Here is a 24,312-nt window from a genome sequence, read left to right as displayed (position 1 = left end):
GCAAAATACCCGGCATGCCGGACACCCCGCACCTCATCATTCCCTACGCCGCCCACCCCAGCGACGCCTGCCGCCAGGCCTTGCAGAACCTGCGCCTGCCGCACCTGGACGCGCTGCTCCAGCGCCTGACACTTCAGGACAACACCCAAAGCCCCGACGACGCCCTGAGCGCCCCGCACGAGCGCGCGCAGGCCCGCGCCCTGGGCCTGCCCGATGGCGACGGGCGCACGCCCTGGGCCGCCTGGGAGCTGCACCAGCGCGGGCGCACGCAGGACGCCCTGCACAGCGCCTGGGCTTTTGTCACGCCCTGCCACTGGCAGGTACGCACCGACCACGTCACGCTGTCCGACCCGGCCGCGCTGCGCCTGGACGAGGCGGCCTCGCGCGCGCTGCTGGAGGTGCTGGCGCCCTGGTTCGCGCAGGACGGCGTCACCCTGCACTACGACCGCCCCACACGCTGGCTGGCCCAGGGCGACACGCTGGCCGACCTGGCCACCGCCTCGGTCGAGCGCGTGCTGCACCGCGATGTGTCGCACTGGCTGCCGGGCGAGCACAAGGCCCACCCGATGCGCCGCCTGCACAGCGAGATGCAGATGCTGCTCTACACCCACCCCTGGAACGACGCCCGCGAAGCCCAGGGCCTGCCGCCGGTCAACGCCTTCTGGGTGCATGGCGCGGGCCGCCTGGACACACCGCCCCCCTCCACCGCCACGGTGCCCCAGGTCGATGCCCGCCTGCAGGACGCCGCCCTGCGTGGCGACTGGCCCGCCTGGGCGCAGGCCTGGCAAACGCTGGACGCCACGGCCCTGGCCGCCCTGCACCAGCAAGCGACGCAAGGCCACGGCGTGCGGCTGACGCTGTGTGGCGAGCGCGGCGCACTCACCTGGCAGCAGGTGCCGCGCAGCCTGGTGCAAAAAATTATGAGTATTTTCCGGCCACAGCGCTTTGCTGACGTGTGCGAGCAGCTATGAAAATAATAGCAAGAGACATTCCGCCCCGCGCCGCCTGGGCGCTGGAGCAGGCCGGCCTGCACCCGCTGCTGGCGCGTCTGTACGCTGCACGCGGCGTGCACACCAGCGACGAGCTGGACGACAGCCTGTCCCGCCTGCTGCCGCCCAGCGGCCTGCAAGGCGTGCAGCAGGCGGCCCAGTTGCTGGCCGACGCCATCGCCAGCGACCAGCGCCTGTGCATCGTGGCCGACTACGACTGCGACGGTGCCACCGCCTGCGCCGTGGCCGTGCGCGGCCTGCGCCTGCTGGGCGCGCGGCATGTGGACTACCTGGTGCCCGACCGCGTGGTGGACGGCTACGGCCTCACCCCGCCTATCGCCCGGCGCGTGAAGGAACGCGGCGCCGACCTGCTCATCACCGTGGACAACGGCATCGCCAGCTGCGAGGGCGTGGCCCAGGCCAAGGCGCTGGGCCTGGCGGTGCTGGTCACCGACCACCACCTGCCCGGCGCCGAACTGCCGCAGGCCAACGCCATCGTCAACCCCAACCAGCCGGGCTGCACGTTCCCGAGCAAATCCATCGCCGGGGTGGGCGTGATGTTCTACGTGCTCATGCAACTGCGCGCCGAACTGCGCCAGCGCGGCGTGTTCGACGCCGCCCAGCAGCCGCGCCTGGAGCCCCTGCTGCCCCTGGTCGCCCTGGGCACCGTGGCCGATGTGGTGCGGCTCGACGCCAACAACCGCCGCCTGGTGGCGCAGGGCCTCAAGCGCATCCGCGCGGGCCAGATGCCGCCGGGCATTGCCGCGCTGTTGCGCGTGGCTGGGCGCCAGGCCCCGCTGGCCACCACCTTCGACTTCGGCTTTGCGCTGGGTCCGCGCATCAACGCCGCCGGGCGCCTGGCCGACATGACGCTGGGCATCGAATGCCTGCTGACCGACGACGCCGCGCACGCCGACCACCTGGCGCAGCAGCTCGACGCCATCAACCGCGAACGCCGCGAGATCGAGGGCGGCATGCGCGAGCAGGCCCTGCTGCTGGCCGAAGATCTGTTTGGCGCGCAGGACGAGCCACCGCCCGCCGTCAGCGTGTTCGACCCGGACTTTCACGAAGGCGTGGTCGGCATCGTCGCCTCACGCATCAAGGACAAACTGCACCGCCCCACCTTCGTCTTTGCCGCCAGCGGTGCACCGGGCAAGGAACACGAGCTCAAGGGCTCGGGCCGCTCCATTGCGGGCTTTCATTTGCGCGACGCGCTGGACCTGGTGGCCAAGCGCCACCCTGGCGTGCTGCTGCGCTTTGGCGGCCACGCCATGGCCGCGGGCTGCACCGTGCCCGCCGAGCGCTTTGCCGACTTCGAGCAGGCCCTGGCCCAGGTCGCCCGCGAATGGCTGGACGCCGCCACCCTCACACGCCGCCTGGAGACCGACGGCCCCCTGGCCCCCGAGTGGCGCCGCGCCGACCTGGCCGACACACTGCAGCGCGAGGTCTGGGGCCAGGGCTTTGCGCCGCCCGTGTTCAGCGAGGAAGTGGACATCCTCAGCCAACGCCTGGTGGGCGAACGCCACCTCTCGCTCAAACTGCGCCACCGGGGCGAGCCGGTGGACGGCATCTGGTTCGGCCGCACCGAGCCCCTGCCCGCACGCGCCCTGCTCGCCTGGCGCCTGGACGTCAACGAATGGCGCGGCGAGCGCAAGGTGCAGTTTGTGGTGGAAGGCGCGCAGGAATAGGGCCAGCCCATACCAGCGACTGCCTGCGCACCATCGGCAGAACATTGCAAAACATACCCTACCCACCTATACCATATAGAATGCCACGCCATGAGCCACACCATCCGTGACAAAGCCAAGCTGCTGGCCCGCGTACGCCGCATCCAGGGCCAGGTACAGGCCCTGGAGCGCGCGCTCGAAGCTGGAAAGGGCTGCGCCGAAATCCTGCACCAGATCGCCGCCGTGCGCGGCGCCACCAGCGGCCTGATGACCGTGGTGCTGGAAGAACACGTGCGCGCGCACATCGCAGACCCCGCGATCACCAGCGCCGCCGAACGCACTCAGGGCGCCGACGAGCTGATCGAGGTGCTGCGCTCCTACCTCAAATGAACCATGCACACTGACCATCTCTCCCCCTGGCAGCACGATCACCGCTTCGACACCGGCAACGCAGCCGCAGAGCGCGGCACGCGGGTGGTTGTGGCCATCACCGTCGTGGCCATGGTGGTGGAAATCACGGCGGGCTGGTGGTTCAATTCGATGGCCTTGCTGGCCGACGGCTGGCACATGAGCTCCCACGCTTTCGCCATTGGCTTGTCCGCCCTGGCCTATGCCGCCGCGCGCCGCTATGCCAACGATCCGCGCTTTGCCTTTGGCACTTGGAAAATCGAAATCCTGGGCGGTTTTGCCAGCGCCACCTTCCTGCTCGGTGTGGCGCTGATGATGGTGGTCGGCTCGGTCGAACGCATATTCTCCCCACAGACCATCCAGTACCAGGAAGCCATCGTGGTGGCCATTCTCGGACTGACGGTCAACGTGGTGTGCGCGCTGATCCTGGGCAAGGCACACCACCACGGGCACGGACATGCACACGGCCATGACCACAGTCACGACCACGGCGCGCACGATCACGGCGCGCACCACCACGCACACCACGACCTAAACCTGAAATCTGCCTACCTGCACGTGCTGGCCGACGCGGCGACCTCGGTGCTGGCCATTGCGGCACTGCTGGGCGGCTGGATGCTGGGCTGGCAGTGGATGGACCCAGTCATGGGCATCGTGGGCGCCGTGCTGGTCGCCGTCTGGGCCAAGGGGCTGCTGGCCGACACCGCCAAGGTACTGCTGGACCGCGAGATGGACCACCCCGTGGTCGCTGAAATCCGGGAGGTGGTGGAAACCAGCCCCCAGGACGGCGACATCCGGGTCACCGACTTGCACGTCTGGCGCGTAGGCCAGCAGGCCTATGCCTGCGCCCTGACGGTGGTGACCCACGACCGCACACTCACCCCGGATACGCTGCGCCAGCGCCTGTCGGTGCATGAAGAGATCGTGCATGCCACCATTGAAATCCACATATGCACGGCAGATGGGCCACTCAAGCACGCAGGAGGCGCCAGAAAATCGCGCCCCAACCATGCCAGTGCTTGCGGGTGTTTGGTAGGCCCCCGGGGAGTCGAACCCCGCACCAACGGATTATGAGTCCGCTGCTCTAACCAAGCATGAGCTAGAGGCCCCCAGCGTCCGCCCCGGAGCAGGCCCGGTGCGGCGCGGAAAAACAGGCGTGGATTCTACCCGCCGCACCGCACGGCTCAGCGCTGGTGGCTCAGGGCGTTGGAAACCATGCGGGAGGTGATGTCCACGATCTGGATCATCTTGTCGTACGGCATGCGCGTGGGGCCGATCACGCCCAGGGTGCCAACCACCTGGCCATCGACCTCGTACGGGGCGCTGACGACCGAGAGGTCTTCGAACGGTACGACCTGGCTCTCGCCCCCGATGAAGATGCGCACGCCCTGGGCCTGGCTGGAGACGTCGAGCAGGCGCAGGATCTGGGTCTTTTGCTCGAACAGCTCGAAGGCACGGCGCAGGTTGCCCATGTCGCGCGAGAATTCGCTGACGGCGAGCAGTTTGCTTTCACCTGCAAAGACCACCTCTTCCTGCGCTTCATGCAACGCCTCTGAGCTGACATTGACGGCCGCCCGCATCAGGGCGGCGATTTCGCCCTGGAGCGACTCAACCTCGGTGCGCAGGCGCTCGCGCACCATTTCGATGGCCATGCCCGCGTAGTGGGCGTTGAGGTAGTTGGCCGCCTCGGTCAGTTGCGACTGGGTGAAGTCGGTTTCCGAAACGATGACGCGGTTCTGCACATCGCCGTCGGGGGACACGATGATGACCAGGTAGCGTTGCTGCGACAGCCGCAGGAATTCGATCTGCCGAAACACCGAGGTACGCCGCGGCGCCATGACCACGCCAACAAACTGCGACAGGTTGGAAAGCATCTGCGCGGCGTTGGCAATGACTTTTTGCGGGGGCTCGGGCGCGAGTTGCGGCGAGGTGATGTGCTCGCGCTGCACGGTGAGCATGGTGTCCACGAACAGACGGTAACCCTTGGCGGTGGGGATGCGTCCGGCGGAGGTGTGCGGGCTGACGATGAGGCCCAGCTCCTCCAGATCGGCCATCACATTGCGGATGGTGGCGGGCGACAGGTCCAGGCCCGAGGCCCGCGACAGCGTTCGCGAGCCCACGGGTTGGCCCTCGTCGATATAACGCTCCACCAGCGTCTTGAGCAACAACTTGGCACGGTCATCGAGCATGTCACGATTTTAATGATGTAATTTCGGCATGAAACTCCACTTTCGCCATGTGGCCTTGGTAGGCAAGTACCAATACCCTGCCGCCAGCACGGCCGCCTGCGGTGCCCGCAAGGTGCTGGACGACATTGCCCACTTCCTGCACGCCCAAGGCTGCGAGGTGGCGCTGGAGGCGCAAACCGCCGCCACCTCGGGTCTGACGCAGTGCGACACGCTGGACGTCGAAGCCATCGGCAAGCAGTGCGACCTGGGCCTGGTGGTGGGGGGCGACGGCACCATGCTCAGCATCGGGCGCCAGCTTGCACGCTTTGGCACGCCGCTCATCGGCATCAACCAGGGGCGGTTGGGGTTCGTCACCGACATTCCGCTGGAGAACTACCGCGCCACGCTCACGCCCATGCTGCGCGGCGAGTACGAGGAAGACCACCGCCCTCTGATGCATGCCCAGGTGCAGCGCGAGGGGCGTGTGGTGTTCGACGCATTGGCCATGAACGATGTGGTGCTCAACCGGGGCGCCACATCGGGCATGGTGGAGGTGCGCGTGGAGGTGGATGGCCATTTCGTGGCCAACCAGCGTGCCGACGGCCTGATCGTGGCCTCGCCTACGGGGTCCACGGCGTATGCACTGTCGGCGGGCGGGCCCATGCTGCACCCCTCCATTCCAGGCTGGGTGCTGGTGCCGATTGCGCCGCACACGCTGTCCAACCGGCCCATTGTGCTGGCCGACGTGGCCGAGGTGGCCATCGAACTGGTCAGCGGGCGCGATGCCAGCGCCAACTTTGACATGCAGTCGCTGGCATCCCTGCTGCATGGCGACCGCATCATCGTGCGCCGCTCGGAATTCAGCGTGCGCTTCTTGCACCCTCGGGGGTGGAATTACTTCGACACCTTGCGCAAGAAGCTGCGCTGGAATGAAGGAGGATCCTGAGCATGGCGCTCAAACGCATCGTTTTGCGTGATTTCGTGATCGTCCAGACGCTGGAGCTGGATCTGCATGAGGGCTTCACTGCACTGACCGGCGAAACGGGCGCGGGCAAGTCCATCCTCATCGAGGCCTTGCAACTCATCCTGGGTGGGCGCTCCGATGCGGCAGTGGTGCGCGAAGGCGCACAGCGCGCCGACCTGTGCGCCGAGTTCGACGGTGCAGAGCCCCTCACGCCCTGGCTGGAAGAATCCGGGTTCGATGCCCAGCCGGAGTTGCTGCTGCGACGCACCATCGACGCCACCGGCAAGAGCCGCGCCTGGATCAACGGCCTGCCCGCTACCGCCGCGCAGTTGCGCCACCTGGGTGAGCGGCTGATCGACATCCACGGCCAGCACGCCTGGCAGAGCTTGACCCGTGCCGACGCGGTGCGTGACCTGCTGGATGCCTACGCGGGCGCGTCGCCGCACGAAGTGACGGTCTGCTGGGCGCGCTGGCGCGAGGCACTGCGGGCCTGCGCGCAGGCCCGCAGTGCCCAGGACCAGTTGCAGCAAGAGCGCGAACGGCTGCAATGGCAACTGTCCGAAATGGACAAGCTCTCGCCCGCCGAAGGCGAGTGGGACAGCCTGAATGCCCAGCACACCCGGCTCACGCACGCCCAGTCGCTGCTGGAATCTGCCCAGTCCGCCGTGAACCTGCTCGATGCGGAAGATGGTGGTGCACGCGCAGGGCTGTCGCGGGCACTGGACACCCTGCAACGCCAGGAGCACCTGGAGCCTGCGTTCAAGGAGCTGGCTGGCACACTGGCTTCGGCCCTGGCGCTGACGGACGACGCTTTGCACGGTCTGCATAGCTACCTGGACCACACCGAGCTCGACCCCGACCGGCTCGCGCAGCTGGACGCCCGCGTGGCCCAATGGCTGGCGCTGGCACGCCGCCACAAACGCCCCGCAGAAGAACTGCCCGCGCTGCGCCAATCCTGGGAACAGGCCCTGCAACAACTGGACGCCGCCAGCGACCTGGCCACGCTGGAGCAGGCCGTGCAGCAGCATGCCAAGGCCTACCAGGCAGCAGCCCAGGCGCTGTCGCGCCAGCGCAGCAAGGCAGCCCCCCGGCTGTCGGCAGAAATCACCGCAGCCATGCAAGAGCTGGGCATGGCAGGCGGCCAGTTTGTGGTGCAGGTATGCCAAGCCGCCGAACCCGCAGCCCATGGGCTGGACGACATCGACTTTCTGGTGGCAGGCCATCCTGGCGCCACCCCCCGGCCCATTGGCAAGATCGCCTCGGGCGGTGAGCTCTCGCGCATCTCGCTGGCCATAGCCGTGGCCACCAGCACCTTGGGCAGCGCAGACACGCTGATCTTCGACGAGGTGGACGCGGGCGTGGGCGGTGCCGTGGCCGCCAGCGTAGGCCGCTTGATGCGCCAGATCGGGCAGGACCGGCAGGTGCTGGCGGTCACCCATCTGCCACAGGTGGCTGCCAGCGCACACCACCACCTGGTGGTGACCAAGCGGCGTGGCGAGCCCACCACCAGCGCTGTGGCCGCGGTCGAGGACGACGATCGGGTCGCGGAAATTGCCCGCATGCTGGGTGGCGACAAGCCCACCGCCCGCTCCCTGGCCCACGCCCGCGAAATGCTGGACACCACGGCACCCCGCCGCAAGCAGGCCTGAAAGAACACCCCACCATGGAAATCGTGCTCATCACCGGCATGTCGGGCTCGGGCAAATCCATTGCGCTGCGCGCGCTGGAAGACGCGGGCTACTACTGCGTGGACAACCTGCCGCCCGAGCTACTGCTGTCGTTTGTGGCGCTGGAACACACGCACCACGGCAACCGGCTGGCCATTGCCATGGATGTGCGCAGCGCCACCTCCTTGCCGCTGGTGCCCTCCAAGCTGCAGGAACTGCGCCGCCAGGGTTGCGCCGTGCACTCGATTTTTCTCGATGCCACCACCGGCACGCTGGTCCGGCGCTTTTCGGAAACGCGCCGCCGCCATCCACTGTCTGGCGGCAGGCAGGACGACGGGCGGCTGGCGCTGGTGCAGGTCATCGAGCTGGAACGCGAGCTGCTGGCCGAATTGCGCGAACAGGCCCAGGTCATCGACACCAGCAACCTGCGCGGATCGCAATTGCAGGCCTACATCAAGGACTTGATCGGCACCGACAAAGGCGGGCTGTCGCTGGTGTTCCAGTCTTTCGCCTTCAAGCACGGCGTACCTGTGGATGCCGACTACGTGTTCGACGTGCGCATGTTGCCCAACCCGCACTACGAAAACGATCTGCGCGATCTCACCGGGCTGGATGCGCCGGTGGCCGATTTTCTGAAGCAGCAACCCGAAGTGGACGTGATGGAGCAGCACATTGCCGCCTTCCTGGAACACTGGCTGCCCGCCATGGCACGCAACCACCGCAGCTATGTGACCGTGGCCATTGGTTGCACGGGTGGCCAGCACCGTTCGGTTTATCTGGTGGAGCGACTGGCCGCGCGCTTTGCCAGCCAGTGGCCCACGCTGCGCCGCCACCGCGAGCTGGACGGCCGCTAAGCCCGCTACGCTGCGCCCGACTGCAGCAGTTTGCGCACCGGTGCGGCCAGCCCCAGCGCGGCTGTCTCTGCCAAGGCGTACCAACCGCCAGGCACAGGCATGGCAGGCGGCTGCGCCACCGTGGCCACCACGCGGTGCAGGTACAGGTCACGGTGGGTCAGTACATGCAGCATGGAAGGGTGTTCCTGCTGCAACTGGGCCTGCGCACCTTCCAGCCAGGCCATCAGCGCTTCGCGCTCCTCGAACACCGGCAGGCTGTACAAGCCCGCCCAGATACCGCGTTCAGGACGGCGCTCCAGCCACACCTGGCCCTGGGCATCCTGCAATTGCAGCAACCACCATGCCTGGGCCTTGCGCACCAGCTTGCGTGTGCGCACCGGGTACTGCTCGGGGGTGCCTTTGGCCCGAGCCACACAGTGCGCCTGCAAGGGGCACGCCTCACACCGGGGCTGGCGGGGCAAGCACACCATGGCCCCCAGATCCATCATTCCCTGGGTGTAGCGCGGCATGGATTCATCCAACTGCTGGGTCGGCAGCAAGTCCTGGGCATGCTGCCAGAGTGCGCGCTCCTGCGCCGCCTGCGCCAAGTCGCCATCAAAGCCCAACAGGCGAGTCAGAACACGGCGCACGTTGGCGTCCAGAATGGGAGCCCGCTGGCCAAAACAGAATGCGGCAATCGCGCCTGCGGTAGAGCGACCTATGCCTGGCAGGGCCGACAGTTCTGCCACCGTGGCGGGAAAACGGCCTCCGTGCACCTGCACCACCTGCTGCGCACAACGGTGCAGATTGCGGGCACGGCTGTAGTAGCCCAGCCCGCTCCACAAGGCCAACACATCGTCCGGCGGCGCCGCTGCCAGCGCATGCACATCAGGAAACTGCGCCAGGAAACGTGCGTAGTAGTCCAGCACCGTAGCCACCTGCGTCTGCTGCAGCATGATTTCGGAGAGCCAAACGCGATAAGGATCACGGGTGCACTGCCAGGGCAGGCTGGAGCGGCCATGTTCGGCCTGCCAGCACACCACCAGGGGTGCCACTGGCGGGAGGGCGCCACTCATGCTGGGGCAAAGATATCGTGGTGCTCGACCTCGGCCGGATCTTCGGCCAGGGCCATGAGCTGCTCGGTCAGCTGCAGCAGATGGTCGTCCAGCCGCTGCAGTTCGGCCTCGCCTTCCTCGATCTCGGTGATGCGCTCTTCCAGGCCGGTAGCGGCCTGCTGGATGCGGTCCACCGCCTCGATGCGGCGCGCAAAGCTGCGCTTGCGCTCACGCAGTTGGGCATCAAGCTGGGCCGTGGCGGACTTGCTCCACAGTTCCAGGTCGTTGGCCACCGATTCGTACACCGAGCGCAAGCGGATGGACAGCGCGCGCCCCAGCCGTTCGGCAAATTCCGGCTGCAACAGTTTGAGCGTATTGCCCATGCCCAGGTACTGCAGGTGTCCTTGCTCGATGCGCGCAATTTCGTTACCGAATTCCTGAAGCTGGGGCGCCGCAGGAACCTGCAGCGAAAAGCCAAACTCGGCATTGAGCTGACGAAACGTGCCTTCCAACATGGCCTGGATTTCCGTGGCAGCGGACTGCACACCATCGAGCGTGTCCTGCAACTTACGGAAAACCTCTTCATACTGCTTGCGCACACCCAGCTTGAGACCCTTTTGCTGCAGGCTGGCCATCAGCGGCGCCAGTTGCTCCTTGAGGGCCTTGCTGCCGAGCTTGTGGAACACATCGCGCAAGAGCTTGATGTGCACGGCCCGCACGGCATGGATACGCGTGGTGCTCAGGTCAAACTCGCGCTGTTCCTGCTCGATGCGGTTGCGCATGGCCAGGATGACGGACGAATTCTTGCCGCGCAGGCTGCGCAGTTCCAGCATCTGCTCGTCCAAGTCCCGCCGACGGATGTTGAGCACCCGCGCAGTTTCAGTGCGCAGGCTGGCAATGCCTGCACTGATGGCCGAACGCAGAATGGCCTGGCGCTGGCCCATGATGCCGCGCCCGAGCGCCTCTTCCAGTACCGGCAGGCCGCTGGCCTCCAACATGACGTCGTCGCACTGGATCTTGGCCACCAGCCCCTTTTGGGCCGAGACGGGCAGCACCTGGTCCAATCGCACGCCCAACATTTCGGCGGAGGTCTGGCGCTGGCGCTCCAGTTGGTCCTGGATTTGCTGGGCCGAGTTGAGCGTGTCCCAGAGGGTGTCGATCTTGTTGAGCACCACCAGGCGCGCGTCGGCCCCTTGCGATGCGGCTGCCAGATGCTCGCGCCAGATGCTCAGGTCCGAGCGGGTCACGCCCGTGTCCGCACCCAGAATGAACACCACTGCATGGGCCTGGGGAATCAGGTTGACGGTCAGTTCAGGCTCGGCACCCACAGCGTTGAGGCCCGGCGTGTCCAGAATGACCAAGCCCTGCTTGAGCAACGGATGGGGCAGGTTGATGATGGCGTGACGCCACAGAGGCACCTCGACCATGCCCTGCGCATCGAGCGACGGGTTGTCATCGGGCATGTCGTCATGCCAGAAGCCCATGGCCCGTGCATCGTCCACGCTGACCTTGCGCACCTGCGCCACTTTTTCGAGCGCACGCGAAATCTGATCGGCATCCCCTACCTGCAAGGGCACCTCGACCCAACGCTCGGGCTTGAGCCGCCACTCGGCCAGCCCCTGCATCTGCAGGCGCGTTTCAATGGGAAGAAGGCGCAGGCAATGAGGAACCTGCGGGTCGTAGCCCAGCTCGGTGGGGCACATTGTGGTGCGCCCCGCACTGGCCGGCATGATGCGCCTGCCGTAGTCGGCAAAGAAGATGGCGTTGATCAGCTCGGACTTGCCTCGCGAGAACTCGGCCACGAAGGCCACCATGATGCGGTCGGACCGCAGTTGCCCTTCGAGCCGTTGCAAACGCTCCTGGACGGCGGCATCCATGAGATCGTGCGCAGACATCCACTCGCCCAGCTGCTTGAGTTGCCGGGCGAATTCGCGCCGCCAGACGCCGTGCTGCTCGAACTGCTCGTTGAAGGAGGGTCCCACTTTGCTCCCGATGGTCTATGGATAGGCTGCCACGAATAGGCACAAAATATAGCACCGGACGCAGCCATTGCGCCCTGCACCACGAGGAAACGTGGTTTCAGCGCCTCAAATCAGGGACGCTGACAGCGTGGACAAAAGAAGCTGCTGCGCTGCCCCTGCCGCTCCATGCGCACCTGGGTGCCGCACACCCTGCAGGGCAGGCCCTCCCGGCCATACACCTGTGCATGCTGCTGAAATTCCCCGGCGTGGCCATGTGCGCTGGCGAAGTCCCGCAAGGTGCTCCCCCCCAGATTCACCGCCTCGGCCAACACTTCCCGGATGGCCGCATGGAGCCGGTGCGCCCGTGCGGGACCGATGCGCAAGGCGGGGGTGCTGGGTCGGATGCCCGCTCGGAACAAGGCCTCACACGCATAGATGTTGCCCACACCAACCACCACGCGCCCCGACAGCAGAAGTTGCTTGATCGCCTGGCGGCTGTGGCGCAGCGCGAGCAGCCAGTTACGCATTTGAAAATCGTCCGACAGGGGTTCCACCCCCAGGCCGCCCAGCAGCTTGCACGCCATCGGATCCTGCAAACTGGCCACATGGACCACGGCGCCGAAGCGCCGCGGATCATGCAAACGCAGCGTCCCCCGGTCGGTGCAAGCATCGAAATGGTCGTGTGGGCCCGGCTCAGTAGGTTGCACCAGCCAGCGCAGGCTGCCGGACATGCCCAGGTGCACGATCAGGCAGCCTTCGTCCAACTCCAGCAACAGGTACTTGCCACGTCGCCCCACGGCGGTGAAGGCACGCCCGACCAAGCGGGCTGGGTCACAGCCCAGTGGCCAACGCAAGGGTTTGCCAAGCACCACCGCTCGTATCCGCGCTCCCACCAAGGCGGTAGCAATGCCACGGCGAGTGACTTCCACTTCGGGCAACTCCGGCATAAAGGTACTCCCCTTGCCCACCACGGGCATGGATTATTATGGTTTGATGCTCCATATTCTTCGCATTCTGGCGACCTTCTTGCCGGGCGCACTCGTGGCGAGCGCCTGTCTCGCAGCACCCCCACAAACACCCCAGCACCAGACTGCCGCCCCAGGGGACAGGCCGATCGCTTCGGCGCTGCTGGATGCCACCCTGTTTTACGAAATACTGCTGGGAGAAATCGTCACACGCGAAGGTGATCCCGGCACCGGGTATGCACTGGTTCTGGAGGCAGCCCGCCGCAGCAACGACGAGCGGCTGTTCCAACGTGCCACGGACATCGCCCTGCAGGCGCGTGCGGGAGACCAGGCACTGGCTGCCGCCCAGGCCTGGAAGCAGGCGACACCGCAGTCCACCGACGCCAACCGCTATGTGCTGCAGATCCTGATCGCCCTCAACCGCATCGACGACATTCCTACCCCCCTGCGCGAGATGCTGGACCAGACGCCGGACGCCGAAAAGCCGGGAATGCTGCTGGCCTTGCCACAGTTGTTGCGCAGAGCGCCAGACAAGGCGCAAGCCGCGCGCATGCTCGAAAAGGCACTGAACACTGAACTGCGCGCCGAGGGGGCAACCGCCGCCGCTGCCTGGACCGCCATCGGACGCATGCGCCTGCAGGCCCAAGACGCCACCGGAGCCCTGGATGCGGCGCGGCGGGGGCAGGCGTCACATGCACAAGCCGACGGTCCTGCCGTGCTCGCCCTGGAGCTGATGGAGAACGGCACTGCCGATGCCGAGCCCTTATTGACCGCCTACCTGCAGCAACGTCCCAGCCCTGAAGTGCGCATGGCCTATGCCCGGCTGTTGCTTGAACAACAGCGCTACCCCGAGGCCCGCAGCCAATTGAAGGCCGTGACCACCGAAAAGCCCGACCTGCCCCAGGCTTGGCTCGCGCAGGCGGCGCTTCAGGTACAAGACCAGCAGTACGAGGCCGCCGAAGCATCGCTGGGTGAACTGCTGCGCCTCGCAAAGTCATCGCCGGACAATGAAACGCTGCGTGCCAGCCTGACGCAGGCCTACCTGTTGCATGCTCAGATCGCGGAAAAACGCGGGGACTATGCGGCGGCTGAGCAATGGTTGCAGCGCATCGAAGACGGCAAAGAGCTTTTCAGCGCCCAAACCCGGCGCGCATCCTTGCTGGCCCGCCAGGGCAAGCTCAAGGAAGCACGCGCCCTGTTGCAGAGCCTGCCCGCCGAGACCGATGAGGCCCGGCGCATGAACCAACAAGCCGAGGTGCAATTACTGCGCGATGCACGTGCATACCGCGAGGCCTACACACTGCAGGGAAAGCTGGTCAAGGCCACCCCCGATGACGACGATCTGGAGTACGAGCTGGCCATGCTGGCAGACAAACTGGGGCGGCACGACGAAATGGAGCGCCTGTTGCGCAAGGTGATTGCCCGCAACCCCAACTACCAACATGCGCTCAACGCCCTGGGCTACTCGCTGGCCGACCGTGGAGTGCAACTCGAAGAAGCCAGGCTCCTGATCGAGCGCGCCCTGAGCCTGGCCCCCAACGACCCCTTCATCACCGACAGCCTGGGCTGGATCGAGTACCGCATGGGCAATATGCCCCAGGCGCGCCAGTTGCTGGAACGCGCCTACCGGCTACGCCCCGACGCAGAAATTGCGGCGCACCTGGGTGAAGTGCTCTGGGTCTTGGGCGAAAAAGAGGCGGCGCGGAAGCTCTGGAAGGAAAGCGCCAGGCTCAATGCCGACAATGAGGTGCTGCGCGAAACCCTCAAGCGCCTGGGTGTCAAGCCCTGAGAAGGCGTGAGAGTCTCCCTCATGTCTCCCTGGAACCGGCGCGCCCTCTGCCAGGCCGGGCTGTATGCCCTGTCGTCGGTGTGGCTGGTGGGCTGTGCGCAGCCACAGAGCCGGAGTGCGCATACGCCGTCCACCGGCCCCTGGAGTGGACGCATCCATCTGCGTGTGGACGACCCTGATGCTCCTCGCTCCTTCGCCGCCCTTTTCGACCTGCAGGGCTCCGCAGACAACGGCCGCCTGGAACTGTCCACCCCTCTGGGCACCCTGCTGGCGCGTCTTCAATGGTCCGTGGGCGAAGCCTCCATTGAAACAGCCCAGGAACGCCGCAGCGCAGCAACACTTTCAGCCCTGCTGCGCGAGGTGACGGGCGAAGCCCTGCCCATTGATGCGCTGTTCGACTGGCTCTCAGGAGTGCCCACCTTGGCTGGCGGTTGGCAGGCAGACCTGCAGCAACTGGACGAAGGACGCCTGAGTGCCACACGCACCCAACCACCACCAGCCGCCATGCTGCGCATACTGTTGAACCCCTGACACCGCCCTGCCTTCTTTTGCGATGCTGTCCCTTTACGACGTTCCAGCCCCCGCCAAACTGAATCTCTTTCTGCACATCACCGGGCGCAGGGACGATGGCTACCACCTGCTGCAATCGGTTTTCATGCTGATCGACTGGTGCGACACACTGCACTTCTCGCTGCGCAGGGACGGCCAGCTCACGCGGGAAGACCTGGGCCCCGCACTGCCCCCAGACGATTTGACGCTGCGCGCTGCGCGCGCGCTGCAGCAGAGCACGGGCTGCTCCCTGGGCGCGCACATCGGCGTGCTCAAGCGCGTTCCGGCGCAGGCGGGCATGGGCGGGGGCTCCTCGGACGCCGCCACCACGCTGCTGGCACTCAACCGCCTCTGGAAGCTGGGCCTGCGCACGCCGCAACTGCAGGCCATTGCGGTGCGCCTGGGTGCCGACGTGCCGTTTTTCCTGTGCGGCCACCATGCCTGGGTCGAGGGCATTGGCGAGCGCATCACACCTCTTACAGGTGCGAGCGCACTGCCGACTGCGCGCTTTGCCGTGGTCAAACCCGCGGCCGGCATCGAGACTGCAAAAATTTTTGCATCCCCCGTTTTGAAACGCGATTCAGATAGTGCTACAATCATAGGCTTTGCTGCAGCACACTACGACTTTGGTCGTAATGACTTGCAAAGCATCGCGCAGGCACTGTGCCCCGATGTGCAACAAGCCCTCGATTGGCTCCAGGCACGCGGATTACATGGTAGAATGACGGGCTCTGGAAGTGCAGTGTTTGCACAAATGCCACATGCAGTGGATCTTAGCGGTGCTCCTGGCACCTGGCAGGTCAAGGCATGCGAGAATCTGACGCAGCATCCTCTGGCAGGATGGGCAGAGGATTGAAGTTTCGGTGGTTTGCCGCTTCGGCAAGTCACCTGTGTAGGGGAGTCGCCAAGTTGGTAAAGGCACCGGATTTTGATTCCGGCATGCGAGGGTTCGAGTCCTTCCTCCCCTGCCAAATCCTCATCGCGCACAGGCAAATCATTTCAGACCGCTGGGACGCTCATGCAGGCCAACCAACCCGACTTCATGGTTTTCACCGGCAATGCCAATCCCGCATTGGCGGCTGAAATTGCCCAACACCTCCATATTTCCCTCGGCGCAGCCCACGTAGGCCGCTTTTCCGACGGCGAAGTCACCGTGGAGGTCAACCAGAACGTGCGCGCCCGCGACGTGTTCGTGGTGCAGTCCACCTGCGCGCCCACCAACGAAAACCTCATGGAACTGCTGATCATGGTCGATGCGCTCAAGCGCGCCTCGGCCGAACGCATCAGTGCCGTGATTCCCTATTTTGGCTACGCCCGCCAGGATCGCCGTCCGCGCTCCACGCGTGTGCCTATCTCGGCCAAAGTCGTCGCCAACATGCTTCAGGCCGTGGGCGTGGCCCGCGTGCTGACCATGGACCTGCACGCCGACCAGATCCAAGGCTTTTTCGACATTCCGGTGGACAACATCTACGCGTCCCCCGTGCTGCTGGGTGATCTGCGCCAGAAGGACTACGACGACCTGATCGTCGTCTCGCCCGACGTGGGCGGCGTAGTGCGCGCACGCGCACTGGCCAAGCAACTGGGGTGCGACCTGGCCATCATCGACAAGCGCCGCCCCAAGGCCAACGTATCCGAAGTGATGCATGTGATCGGCGACATCGAAGGGCGCAACTGCGTGATCATGGACGACATGATCGACACCGCCGGTACGCTGGTCAAAGCTGCCGAGGTGCTGAAGGAGCGCGGTGCCAAGAAGGTGTACGCCTACTGCACACACCCCATTTTTTCTGGCCCCGCCATCGAGCGCATCGCCCAGGGCGCTGCCCTTGACGAAGTCGTGGTCACCAACACCATTCCCTTGAGCGAAGCTGCACGCGGCTGCGCCAAGATCCGCCAGCTCTCCGTGGCCCCGCTGATCGCCGAAACGATCCAGCGCATTGCCAAGGGAGACTCGGTGATGAGTCTGTTTGCCGACCAGGACAACCTGTTCTGACCGCGCGAACAACACGCAGGGCGTCCCTCGGGGCGCCTTTTTTGTCAAACGGAGGTGGCACTGGTCGCGGTGCTCCTCGAACGGAGAATCCTCATGCAATTCGTCGCTTTTGAGCGCGCCAAGCAAGGCACGGGTGCGAGCCGCCGCCTGCGCAATTCGGGCCGTACGCCCGGTATCGTTTATGGCGCTGGCGCCCAGCCCGTGGCCATCGAAGTGGACCACAACGCCCTGTGGCACGCCCTGAAGAAAGAAGCCTTCCACTCCAGCGTGCTGGACATGGAACTGAACGGCCAGACCAGCAAGGTGCTGCTGCGCGACGTGCAATACCACCCCTTCAAGCAACTGGTGCTGCACATCGACTTCCAGCGCGTGGACGAAAAGACCAAGCTGCATATGAAGGTGCCCCTGCACTACAGCGGCGCTGAAGAGTCGCCCGCCGTCAAGGTGGACAAGTGCCTGGTCACCCCCGTGATGACCGAATTGGACGTTTCCTGCATGCCTTCGGACCTGCCCGAATTCATCGCCGTGGACCTGTCCAACCTGCAGAAGAACGTTTCCCTGCACCTCAAGGACATCAAGCTGCCCAAGGGCGTGAGCGCGGTGACCCGTGGCGCCAAGAACAACCCCGTTCTGGTCTCCGTGGTGGCCCCGGCCGTGGAAGTTGCTGCCCCTGCCGCAGACGCCGCTGCCGCCCCCGCCAAGGGCAAGGGCAAGGGCAAGAAGTAATTCTTGCTCACAGCCCCGGCAGTCACCCCTGTGTGGCTGCCCTGTGCACAACGGCCCACCTTTGCGTGGGCCGTTGGCTTTTGTGCCATCTGATAATTGCAGCCATGATCAAGCTCTTTGTGGGCCTGGGCAATCCAGGGTCCGAATACGAAGCCACCCGCCACAACGCAGGGTTCTGGTGGATCGACGCGCTGGCGCGCGAACTCAAGGTACAGCTGCAACCCGAGCGCGGCTACTGGGGCCTGGCGGCACGCGCCACGGTGCACGGCCAGCATGTGTGGCTGCTGGAGCCACAGACCTACATGAACCTGTCGGGCAAATCGGTGGCCGCACTGGCGCGTTTCTTCAAGATCGCACCCGAGGAAATTCTGGTGGCGCACGACGAACTGGACATCGCCCCAGGGCAGGTCAAACTCAAGCGCGGTGGCGGCCACGCCGGGCACAACGGCCTGCGCGACATCCACGCACAACTGGGCTCACCCGACTACTGGCGCCTGCGCATCGGCATTGGCCACCCAGGCGACAAGTCCGAGGTGGCAAACTGGGTGCTCAAGAAACCGGCCTCCGACCAGCGCACACTCATCGAAGACAGCATCACCCACAGCCTGAAGGCCTGGCCCGCCCTGCTGGCCGGGGACATGGACAAGGCCACGCTGCTGGTACACACCACCAAGGCCCCGCGCCCCAAGCCGCCACGCCCCGCCACGGGCGCCCCTGAAGCCAGCGTCTGACGCTATAAATTTAGGAGCGCATTGCGCTTATTGGACGGGCGCCACAGGCCATTGAGCACCCATCAGTCACCAATCCGCACCGCCGCCTGGAGGCGGTGGAATTTTTGCCACAGGGTTTCGCGGCTTTCTACGTGCTGGGGATCGACCGGAATGCAGGACACAGGGCAGACCTGCATGCACTGGGGTTCGTCAAAATGCCCCACGCATTCGGTGCATTTGCTGGGGTCGATCTCATAGATCTTTTCACCCAGATAGATGGCCTGGTTGGGGCACTCGGGTTCGCAGACATCACAGTTGATGCATTCGTCGGTGATCATCAATGCCATGGAGCGCTCCGCAAGACCGGGCCTGCGCATGTCTGTCATGCCCGCAGCGGCCCGGGGCGCCATTATCGCGCGCCGCCGATACCCTGCCTGGCAGTAGGGCACCGCCAGGCAGAGGGGCCTTTTACTGCGCCCCGCCCAGTTGCGGCATCTGCATGGTCTTGCCGTTGAGGCGCACCTGCCCCGCATCGACCTGCACGCTGCTGGCGATATGGTCGGTCTCCTGGGTCAAAAAGCCCTGGGCCTGCGCCATGCCCAGCAATGCGTTCAATTCGTCCGGCGCCGGCACCGGCTTGCCCACGGCCTCGGCGATGAGGGGGATCCAGGCCTTGGGCAGGCGCACGCTGGCGTCCAGCGCACTGTGCTTCAGCAGCGCAGGGCCCCAGCCTCTTTCCTCCACCAGGGTCTGGTCTGGCGCGCTCTTGATCTGGGCCCCGTATTTCAGGCTGCCTTCCTTGCCACCCACGGTCGCCTTGATTTCCACGGCATAGGCGGGCAGCGCCGCCAGCAGGCGCGGCGCAGCCTGGGCCAGGGTGGCCAGCCACGGCGCCTCGGGCGCGAAGGCGGCCTTGGCATCGGCCGCCGCGCTGGCGCGGTAGGCGCCCACCAGGGCCTGCTGGAACAGGCGCACGGCTTCCACATCGATGCGGCTTACCTCCTCACGCAGGCTGAAGCTGTCCAGCGCCATGGGGCCGATCTTGCCCTTGGACTGCATGGTCACGTTCCAGCCGAACACGGCGTCCTTGCGCTCGATGGCGGCCTTGAAGTCCATGTCCTGCAAGGCCACCAGCGCCTTGGGTTGGGCGCCCTGCTCTTGCAGCTCCACTGTCAGCTTGTCGAGGCGGCCCTGCGAGGTGCCCGGCGCCAGCAGCCACAGACCGTCTTCGATGCGCACATCGAAATCACCACGCAGCCCCACAAAGGCCATGGCCATGGTGGAGGCCACCTCGGGCTCCTGGCCTGCCTCGTCCTCGTCATCGGCCAGCGCTTCCTTCGGGTCTTCGTGGACGCGCAAGGTCAGCTCGGGCCACTGCATGTCGCCGCGCAGGCGCGTGCGATCGGCGCTGAGCGCCATGTCGTAGCGCAGCGCCTTCCAGCGGATCAGGTTTTCGCCCTCGGACACCTCTCCAGCAGGCACGTCCAGCACCAGGTCGTTGCTGCCCGTCCAGTGGTGCACCACCGTCAGGGTGGGGGCGCTGGTGCGCTCCAGCAGCTTGCGCGCGTGCTCGTCCAGGCCGTCCAGGGCCATGCGCGTTTCGACCACGGCAGCAGCCAGCCTGAAGCCCGCCAGCGGGCCATGGCGCACGGTGCTGTCCAGGCGCAAGCGCAGCGGGGTTGCGGGCACCGGGGCCGCGCCGTCCTCGGCAGGCTCGGCGGGGGGCGTCCACTGCAGCACGGTCTGGGCCTGCGAGGTCCAGAAGCCCCGCTGGTACTGCTGCGACACCACGCCATCGGCGCCCATCACCTTGCGTACCACTTCCAGGGCCTCCTGGTAACGCTGCTGCGCCCGCTCGCCGGCATACCAGGTAGCACCGCCATACAAGGCGCCCAGCAGTACGACCGCAGAGCCCAAGGCAATTTTCTTGTTCATGGATGGATCCCTCCCAAATCAGCCCCGGAGCCCCCTCGGCCCCGAAGAACCGGCGAGCGTACCAGCGAGCGGGCCCTTAACCCCGGTCACAGGCCATCCAATGTGCAAGAAATTGTTGCGCTGCGGAATATTGAACGAAAATGGGCCCCAGCGCCCTTACTACATGCGCAAGTAGCTATGTTTTTGATAGCGAATCAATTGCGCTGCGCCGTGGCCAGCCGGACCGCCAGCCCCAGGAACACCAGCCCTGCCACGCGGTTGAGCAGCGTTTGTGCCCGCGCCGACCGCATCAGCAGCGTGCCGAACACGCCCGAGAAGCAGGCAACGGCACCGAACACCAGCATGGTGGCCAGCATGAACACCAGGCCCAGCACCATCAGTTGCAGCGCCACGCTACCCCGCGCAGGGTCGGCAAACTGCGGCAGAAAGGCCAGGAAGAAGATCAGCACCTTGGGATTGGTGAGGTTCATCACGATGCCCCGGCCCACCATCTTCCACCAGCCCGGCGCCTGGGTTGCGGGTGCCGAGCCTTCGGGCCCTTGCGCCGTGGCCGCGGGGGCACGCAACGCCTGCCAGGCCAACCACGCCAGGTAGGCCGCCCCGCAGAACTTGAGCACCGTGAATGCCATGCTGGATGCCGCAAACACCGCCGCCAAGCCCAGCGCCACAGCGGCCGTGTGGCCCACGATGCCAAGGCACAAACCCAACACCACGGCCAGCCCCAGGCGCCAGCCCCGCTGCACCGACTGGACCAGCACAAAAATGTTGTCCGGCCCCGGCGTCAGCGCCAGAACAACCGCAACACCAAAGAAGGTGACAAGGGTTTCGATGGAGGGCATGGCAATCGCTTTCAAAAGGCATGGGGCAAGCGCCCATTGTGCATTGCCGCCCAGCCACGCATGGCTTCGTAGCAACGCGCCACAACGGGTTCATGCGTTCATTTGTCTGGTTCAGCGAACAGGGCTTTGAGCAACTGCTCCGACTGACGAAGACCTTCATCGGTGAACGCGATGGACTTTTCCTTTCCCACTGGATCGGAGATGTAGCCCTTTTCATGCAGCCGCGCCATGGCATCCCAATCGAACGACTTCCACGCACGGGTTCCGTCGTGAAGCCCCAGACGCAGAAGCGCCAGAACCGCTTGGTCAATACGTTCTGTGTCCAGTTTCATCTGGTATCTCTCGGCGTCCAACGTAGAAGTCACCGGCGCTGCGCGGCTTTATCGCGCAGCGTCCGTGTGGACTGCCGGGTTATGCAGCATTTTTGGTATCTGTGAGGGTGCATGACCAATCACACTGCGACTTCAACCACCATACCACTATGATCAGAAAGATTCGCTTTGTCAGCGGGCCATGCGGCGACAACCGAAGTGATGTTTGCCCACTCGACTGGCAGCGCGATATGATCAATAGGCAGGATCGGCAAGAGTCCTGCTGGAAAACGCTCAGGCTCCGTCGCGCAAAAGACCCCAACGCTAGAAAAAGCAGTTCGTAAAGCTGCAATTCCCAGCTTTGAGCCGTAACGGCGACCGTCTGCCATATCGGTATTTAGGTCGCCGGCGATTCACAGTGGGGTGTCCGGGTAGTTCTCTCGTAGTTCCAACCACTCAGCACCTTGCATTGGAATGATTCGCTCATGCTCCGACCAGCCAGCAATTTTTCGGTCGTCTTTCCAAGGAAGAACCGTTCCGTAGACCAGCAATGATTTCGTTTCCCCGAGATCAATCAACGCCATCACCGAGCGCTCGTTGTCGCCTGAATCAAGCACTAGTCTTTTGATAATCGGGTACTTGCTCCAAATCGAGACCCAGCGACTCCCCGGCCGAATTTTCCACCAGTTCTTCGGTCGTGGTTCCGAGTGGACAACATTGGCGCAATTTGCAGGAACAAGATCGTCATGGGTCTCGGTGAGAACCCATATGTCGGCGCTATTGTTGGCAAGTACCTGCCGCAATGAATCGAGCCTCGACTCGTCTGCATACTCTACGTTCCAGGTTCCGATTCGCATGATTCCTCCGCTGATTGATAACCTCATGACGCTGAACTAACCTCCGCACTTCCGGAAAATTATTGTGACTCAGCGCACCTTTTCTTGATTAGTGCCATAGCACGCCCACGCCAGAATCCAGGAGAAACAAAGCCGCTGGAAATTCCCCCATGTGCAAATCGTTCAACGCGAAACGATTCTGGGGTCGACATGGGAAGGCCGGTGAGCAACAGAAATGCTTGTGCCACTTGGTCTTCAAGTTCTGAAGTGGTTGTGGGGCGCGGGATTTCAGAAAAATGTTCGTGCATTTCCATCCACAGGTATGTATCGCCGCGCAGACCATACTGTTCCGGTTCTACCTCGAATAAGTCGCCGATGTAGTGGCATCTACTCATGTGCCACCCGAACTGTCAAAAGCAAAGATGAACGTGGGGATCAAGGCGCGCATGATGCATAACACCTGAGTTAAGCCGCGCCGCGAAGCGGCGTCGGCTTGGATGATGGGATGGACTCCCCCGTTTGTTTGCGCGAAATTGGCGCACTGGTCTTCATTGGCGTGGGGATCAGGTCTTCAAACGAAAGGAGTCCGACATGCATGCTACTACCGTGGCCGTCGACTTGGCCAAATCCGTTTTCCAGATCGCCGTTGCCGATGAGCAATGGCACATCGTCGATACCCAGCGCCTGACCCGCTCGCAATTCGAGCGCTGGTTTGTCAACCGATCCGTGGGCCTGGTCATCATGGAAGCCTGCGGCTCGGCCCACCACTGGGCGCGCTGGCTGGGTAGCCTGGGCATTGAAGTGCGCCTGCTGCCCGCCCAGTACGTACGTGCCTATGTGCGGCGCAACAAGACCGATGCCACCGACGCTGCGGCCTTGCTCGAAGCGGCCCGTGCCTCCGATCTTCGCCCCGTGCGCGTAAAGTCTGTGGAGCAGCAGGCCCTGCAAGGGCTGCACCGCATCCGTTCCTTGTGGATGGGCACCCGCACCTCGCGTATCAATGCCCTGCGGGGCTTTTGCCGGGAGTTTGGCATCGCCATTCCAGTAGGAGCGCGCACCGGCATCGAAGTCATCGGCCGCGTACTGGCCGATCCGCAGTCGGCGGTGCCTGATCTGATCCGCCACACGGCTTCGCAATTGCTCGAAGAGATCCGTTTGCTGGAAGCGCGTATCGCCCAGGTGGAGCGGCAGTTGAGCATGGCCGCCCAGCAAAGCCCAGCCTGCACCCTGCTGCTGTCGGTGCCCGGTATCGGGCTGCTCACGGCCACCGCGATGGTGGCAGCCACCTCGGGGGATGTGACGCACTTTGCGGACGCACGCCACTTCTCCAGCTGGTTTGGCCTGACGCCCCGCGAGTACAGCTCGGGCGGTAGCCGCTATCTGGGCCGCATCTCCAAGAAAGGAGACCGCTACTTGCGCATGCTGCTCACTCACGGTGCGCGCAGTGTGTTGCGAGCGGCCAAGGTGGCCGAAGGGGCGGGCAAGGAGATACAGGGCGTGCGCCGCTGGGCGCTGGATGTGCAGGGGCGCAGCAACCACAACAAGGCCACCTGCGCGCTGGCGAACAAGCTGGCGCGCATTTGCTATGCGACGCTGCGCGATCACGAGCCATTCGATGAAGCAGCCCGGTTGAACAGAAAAGAGAATCGCCAGAGCTTTGCGATGCCCGACTGAACCGGTACAGCCAGTCAGCACGCCAGACCAGCAATTCCTTCACCACTTGCGACGGGTTTGATCGACCATCATGGCCAATCGGGTTCCTCCCACACCGCACTACGCCGATAACTCTTCCGGCAGCTTGCCTGCCGCTTGCAACGTGTGGCGACGCGGTGACGCAGATTCCATGTCGGCACGGACCACCACAGAGTCCACAACAGATGCCGGATATACGACTGCAGGTTCTTTACCCCTTGGTCCCCAATCGGTCAGGCTCTTGCTGTTGTGGGG

General features: G+C 64.8%; 23 protein-coding genes, 2 tRNA genes and 1 pseudogene. 15 read left to right on the top strand and 11 right to left on the bottom strand.

Features of this window, described 5'->3' with window-relative positions; genetic code table 11:
* Nucleotides 1-14: 14 nt before the first annotated feature.
* From MJ602_RS11755 to dmeF, 4 genes and pseudogenes are all read left to right on the top strand, one after another.
* Nucleotides 15-971: a phosphoglycerate mutase gene (locus tag MJ602_RS11755; RefSeq protein ID WP_243020986.1), complete on the top strand. Its 957-nt coding sequence runs from the start codon at nt 15-17 to the stop codon at nt 969-971.
* Entirely contained in the window at nt 968-2,677 is a 1,710-nt protein-coding gene (gene recJ, locus MJ602_RS11750; RefSeq protein ID WP_243020985.1) for a single-stranded-DNA-specific exonuclease RecJ, read from the top strand. The genes MJ602_RS11755 and recJ overlap by 4 nt, the downstream gene beginning before the upstream one ends.
* A 90-nt stretch (nt 2,678-2,767) precedes the next feature.
* Complete coding sequence (locus MJ602_RS11745) at nt 2,768-3,046, top strand: metal/formaldehyde-sensitive transcriptional repressor (RefSeq protein ID WP_243020984.1); 279 nt, start codon at nt 2,768-2,770, stop codon at nt 3,044-3,046.
* A gap of 3 nt (nt 3,047-3,049) precedes the next feature.
* Nucleotides 3,050-4,018, top strand: a pseudogene (gene dmeF, locus MJ602_RS11740) (CDF family Co(II)/Ni(II) efflux transporter DmeF); the annotation flags it as partial.
* Between the two features lie 76 nt (nt 4,019-4,094).
* On the opposite strand, the gene MJ602_RS11735 reads toward dmeF, so the two are convergent.
* Together MJ602_RS11735 and hrcA are read right to left on the bottom strand one after the other, a co-directional pair.
* A tRNA-Ile gene (locus MJ602_RS11735) sits at nt 4,095-4,173 on the bottom strand.
* A 75-nt stretch (nt 4,174-4,248) separates the two neighbouring features.
* Nucleotides 4,249-5,253, bottom strand: a complete 1,005-nt coding sequence (gene hrcA, locus MJ602_RS11730) for a heat-inducible transcriptional repressor HrcA (RefSeq protein WP_243020983.1) — start codon at nt 5,251-5,253, stop codon at nt 4,249-4,251.
* Nucleotides 5,254-5,281: 28 nt separating this feature from the next.
* Between hrcA and MJ602_RS11725 the strand changes: the two genes are divergently transcribed.
* The 3 genes from MJ602_RS11725 to rapZ are packed head-to-tail and all read left to right on the top strand — an operon-like array spanning nt 5,282 to nt 8,717.
* Nucleotides 5,282-6,178, top strand: coding sequence for an NAD kinase (locus tag MJ602_RS11725; RefSeq protein WP_243020982.1), 897 nt, complete (start codon nt 5,282-5,284; stop codon nt 6,176-6,178).
* A 2-nt stretch (nt 6,179-6,180) separates the two neighbouring features.
* A complete protein-coding gene (gene recN, locus MJ602_RS11720) occupies nt 6,181-7,845 on the top strand; it encodes a DNA repair protein RecN (protein WP_243020981.1) in 1,665 nt (554 codons plus the stop codon).
* 14 nt (nt 7,846-7,859) lie between these two features.
* Nucleotides 7,860-8,717 carry an RNase adapter RapZ gene (rapZ, locus tag MJ602_RS11715; RefSeq protein ID WP_243020980.1) on the top strand — a complete coding sequence of 286 codons (858 nt, stop codon included), beginning with the start codon at nt 7,860-7,862 and terminating at the stop codon, nt 8,715-8,717.
* 5 nt (nt 8,718-8,722) lie between these two features.
* Here the strand turns inward: rapZ and mutY are convergent, their stop codons facing one another.
* From mutY to mutM, 3 genes are all read right to left on the bottom strand, one after another.
* Nucleotides 8,723-9,772, bottom strand: coding sequence for an A/G-specific adenine glycosylase (gene mutY / locus MJ602_RS11710; protein ID WP_243020979.1), 1,050 nt, complete (start codon nt 9,770-9,772; stop codon nt 8,723-8,725).
* Nucleotides 9,769-11,733 carry a dynamin family protein gene (locus MJ602_RS11705; RefSeq protein ID WP_243020978.1) on the bottom strand — a complete coding sequence of 655 codons (1,965 nt, stop codon included), beginning with the start codon at nt 11,731-11,733 and terminating at the stop codon, nt 9,769-9,771. Before MJ602_RS11705 ends, mutY begins: the two co-directional genes overlap by 4 nt.
* Before the next feature lie 110 nt (nt 11,734-11,843).
* Entirely contained in the window at nt 11,844-12,659 is an 816-nt protein-coding gene (gene mutM / locus MJ602_RS11700) for a bifunctional DNA-formamidopyrimidine glycosylase/DNA-(apurinic or apyrimidinic site) lyase (RefSeq protein ID WP_243020977.1), read from the bottom strand.
* Between the two features lie 46 nt (nt 12,660-12,705).
* Between mutM and MJ602_RS11695 the strand changes: the two genes are divergently transcribed.
* The 7 genes from MJ602_RS11695 (at nt 12,706) to pth (ending at nt 18,465) form a co-directional block, all read left to right on the top strand.
* Entirely contained in the window at nt 12,706-14,466 is a 1,761-nt protein-coding gene (locus MJ602_RS11695; RefSeq protein WP_243020976.1) for a tetratricopeptide repeat protein, read from the top strand.
* A gap of 21 nt (nt 14,467-14,487) precedes the next feature.
* The gene (locus MJ602_RS11690; RefSeq protein ID WP_243020975.1) at nt 14,488-14,997 is read left to right on the top strand and encodes a lipoprotein insertase outer membrane protein LolB; all 510 of its coding nucleotides are present in this window, start codon (nt 14,488-14,490) and stop codon (nt 14,995-14,997) included.
* A 22-nt stretch (nt 14,998-15,019) separates the two neighbouring features.
* Complete coding sequence (gene ispE / locus MJ602_RS11685; RefSeq protein ID WP_243020974.1) at nt 15,020-15,871, top strand: 4-(cytidine 5'-diphospho)-2-C-methyl-D-erythritol kinase; 852 nt, start codon at nt 15,020-15,022, stop codon at nt 15,869-15,871.
* Between the two features lie 38 nt (nt 15,872-15,909).
* Nucleotides 15,910-15,986: transfer RNA gene (locus MJ602_RS11680), tRNA-Gln, on the top strand.
* A gap of 47 nt (nt 15,987-16,033) precedes the next feature.
* Nucleotides 16,034-17,008: a ribose-phosphate pyrophosphokinase gene (locus MJ602_RS11675; RefSeq protein WP_243020973.1), complete on the top strand. Its 975-nt coding sequence runs from the start codon at nt 16,034-16,036 to the stop codon at nt 17,006-17,008.
* Nucleotides 17,009-17,101: 93 nt separating this feature from the next.
* The gene (locus MJ602_RS11670; RefSeq protein WP_162017053.1) at nt 17,102-17,734 is read left to right on the top strand and encodes a 50S ribosomal protein L25/general stress protein Ctc; all 633 of its coding nucleotides are present in this window, start codon (nt 17,102-17,104) and stop codon (nt 17,732-17,734) included.
* A gap of 104 nt (nt 17,735-17,838) precedes the next feature.
* Nucleotides 17,839-18,465: an aminoacyl-tRNA hydrolase gene (pth, locus tag MJ602_RS11665; RefSeq protein ID WP_243020972.1), complete on the top strand. Its 627-nt coding sequence runs from the start codon at nt 17,839-17,841 to the stop codon at nt 18,463-18,465.
* Between the two features lie 62 nt (nt 18,466-18,527).
* On the opposite strand, the gene MJ602_RS11660 is transcribed toward pth, so the two are convergent.
* The 6 genes from MJ602_RS11660 to MJ602_RS11635 all read right to left on the bottom strand — a co-directional run bounded on the left by MJ602_RS11660 (nt 18,528) and on the right by MJ602_RS11635 (nt 22,386).
* On the bottom strand, nt 18,528-18,791 hold the full coding sequence (locus MJ602_RS11660) for a YfhL family 4Fe-4S dicluster ferredoxin (protein WP_243020971.1): 264 nt from the start codon (nt 18,789-18,791) through the stop codon (nt 18,528-18,530).
* Nucleotides 18,792-18,912: 121 nt separating this feature from the next.
* Nucleotides 18,913-20,379 (bottom strand): YdgA family protein, encoded by a 1,467-nt coding sequence (locus MJ602_RS11655; RefSeq protein WP_243020970.1) that lies wholly within the window; start codon nt 20,377-20,379, stop codon nt 18,913-18,915.
* A gap of 194 nt (nt 20,380-20,573) precedes the next feature.
* On the bottom strand, nt 20,574-21,218 hold the full coding sequence (locus MJ602_RS11650) for a LysE family translocator (RefSeq protein ID WP_162017057.1): 645 nt from the start codon (nt 21,216-21,218) through the stop codon (nt 20,574-20,576).
* Nucleotides 21,219-21,316: 98 nt separating this feature from the next.
* A complete protein-coding gene (locus MJ602_RS11645) occupies nt 21,317-21,550 on the bottom strand; it encodes a DUF6429 family protein (protein ID WP_243020969.1) in 234 nt (77 codons plus the stop codon).
* Between the two features lie 119 nt (nt 21,551-21,669).
* Nucleotides 21,670-21,918, bottom strand: a complete 249-nt coding sequence (locus MJ602_RS11640) for a hypothetical protein (protein WP_243020968.1) — start codon at nt 21,916-21,918, stop codon at nt 21,670-21,672.
* Nucleotides 21,919-21,942: 24 nt separating this feature from the next.
* Nucleotides 21,943-22,386 (bottom strand): endonuclease/exonuclease/phosphatase family protein, encoded by a 444-nt coding sequence (locus tag MJ602_RS11635; RefSeq protein ID WP_243020967.1) that lies wholly within the window; start codon nt 22,384-22,386, stop codon nt 21,943-21,945.
* Nucleotides 22,387-22,956: 570 nt separating this feature from the next.
* Here MJ602_RS11635 and MJ602_RS11630 point away from each other — a divergent pair.
* Nucleotides 22,957-24,039 (top strand): IS110 family RNA-guided transposase, encoded by a 1,083-nt coding sequence (locus MJ602_RS11630; protein ID WP_243020966.1) that lies wholly within the window; start codon nt 22,957-22,959, stop codon nt 24,037-24,039.
* Nucleotides 24,040-24,312 lie beyond the last annotated feature (273 nt).

The organism is Simplicispira sedimenti, assembly GCF_022760965.1.
GTDB classification, from domain to species: domain Bacteria; phylum Pseudomonadota; class Gammaproteobacteria; order Burkholderiales; family Burkholderiaceae_C; genus Simplicispira; species Simplicispira sedimenti.
This window is presented reverse-complemented; position numbering and strand designations above follow the sequence as displayed.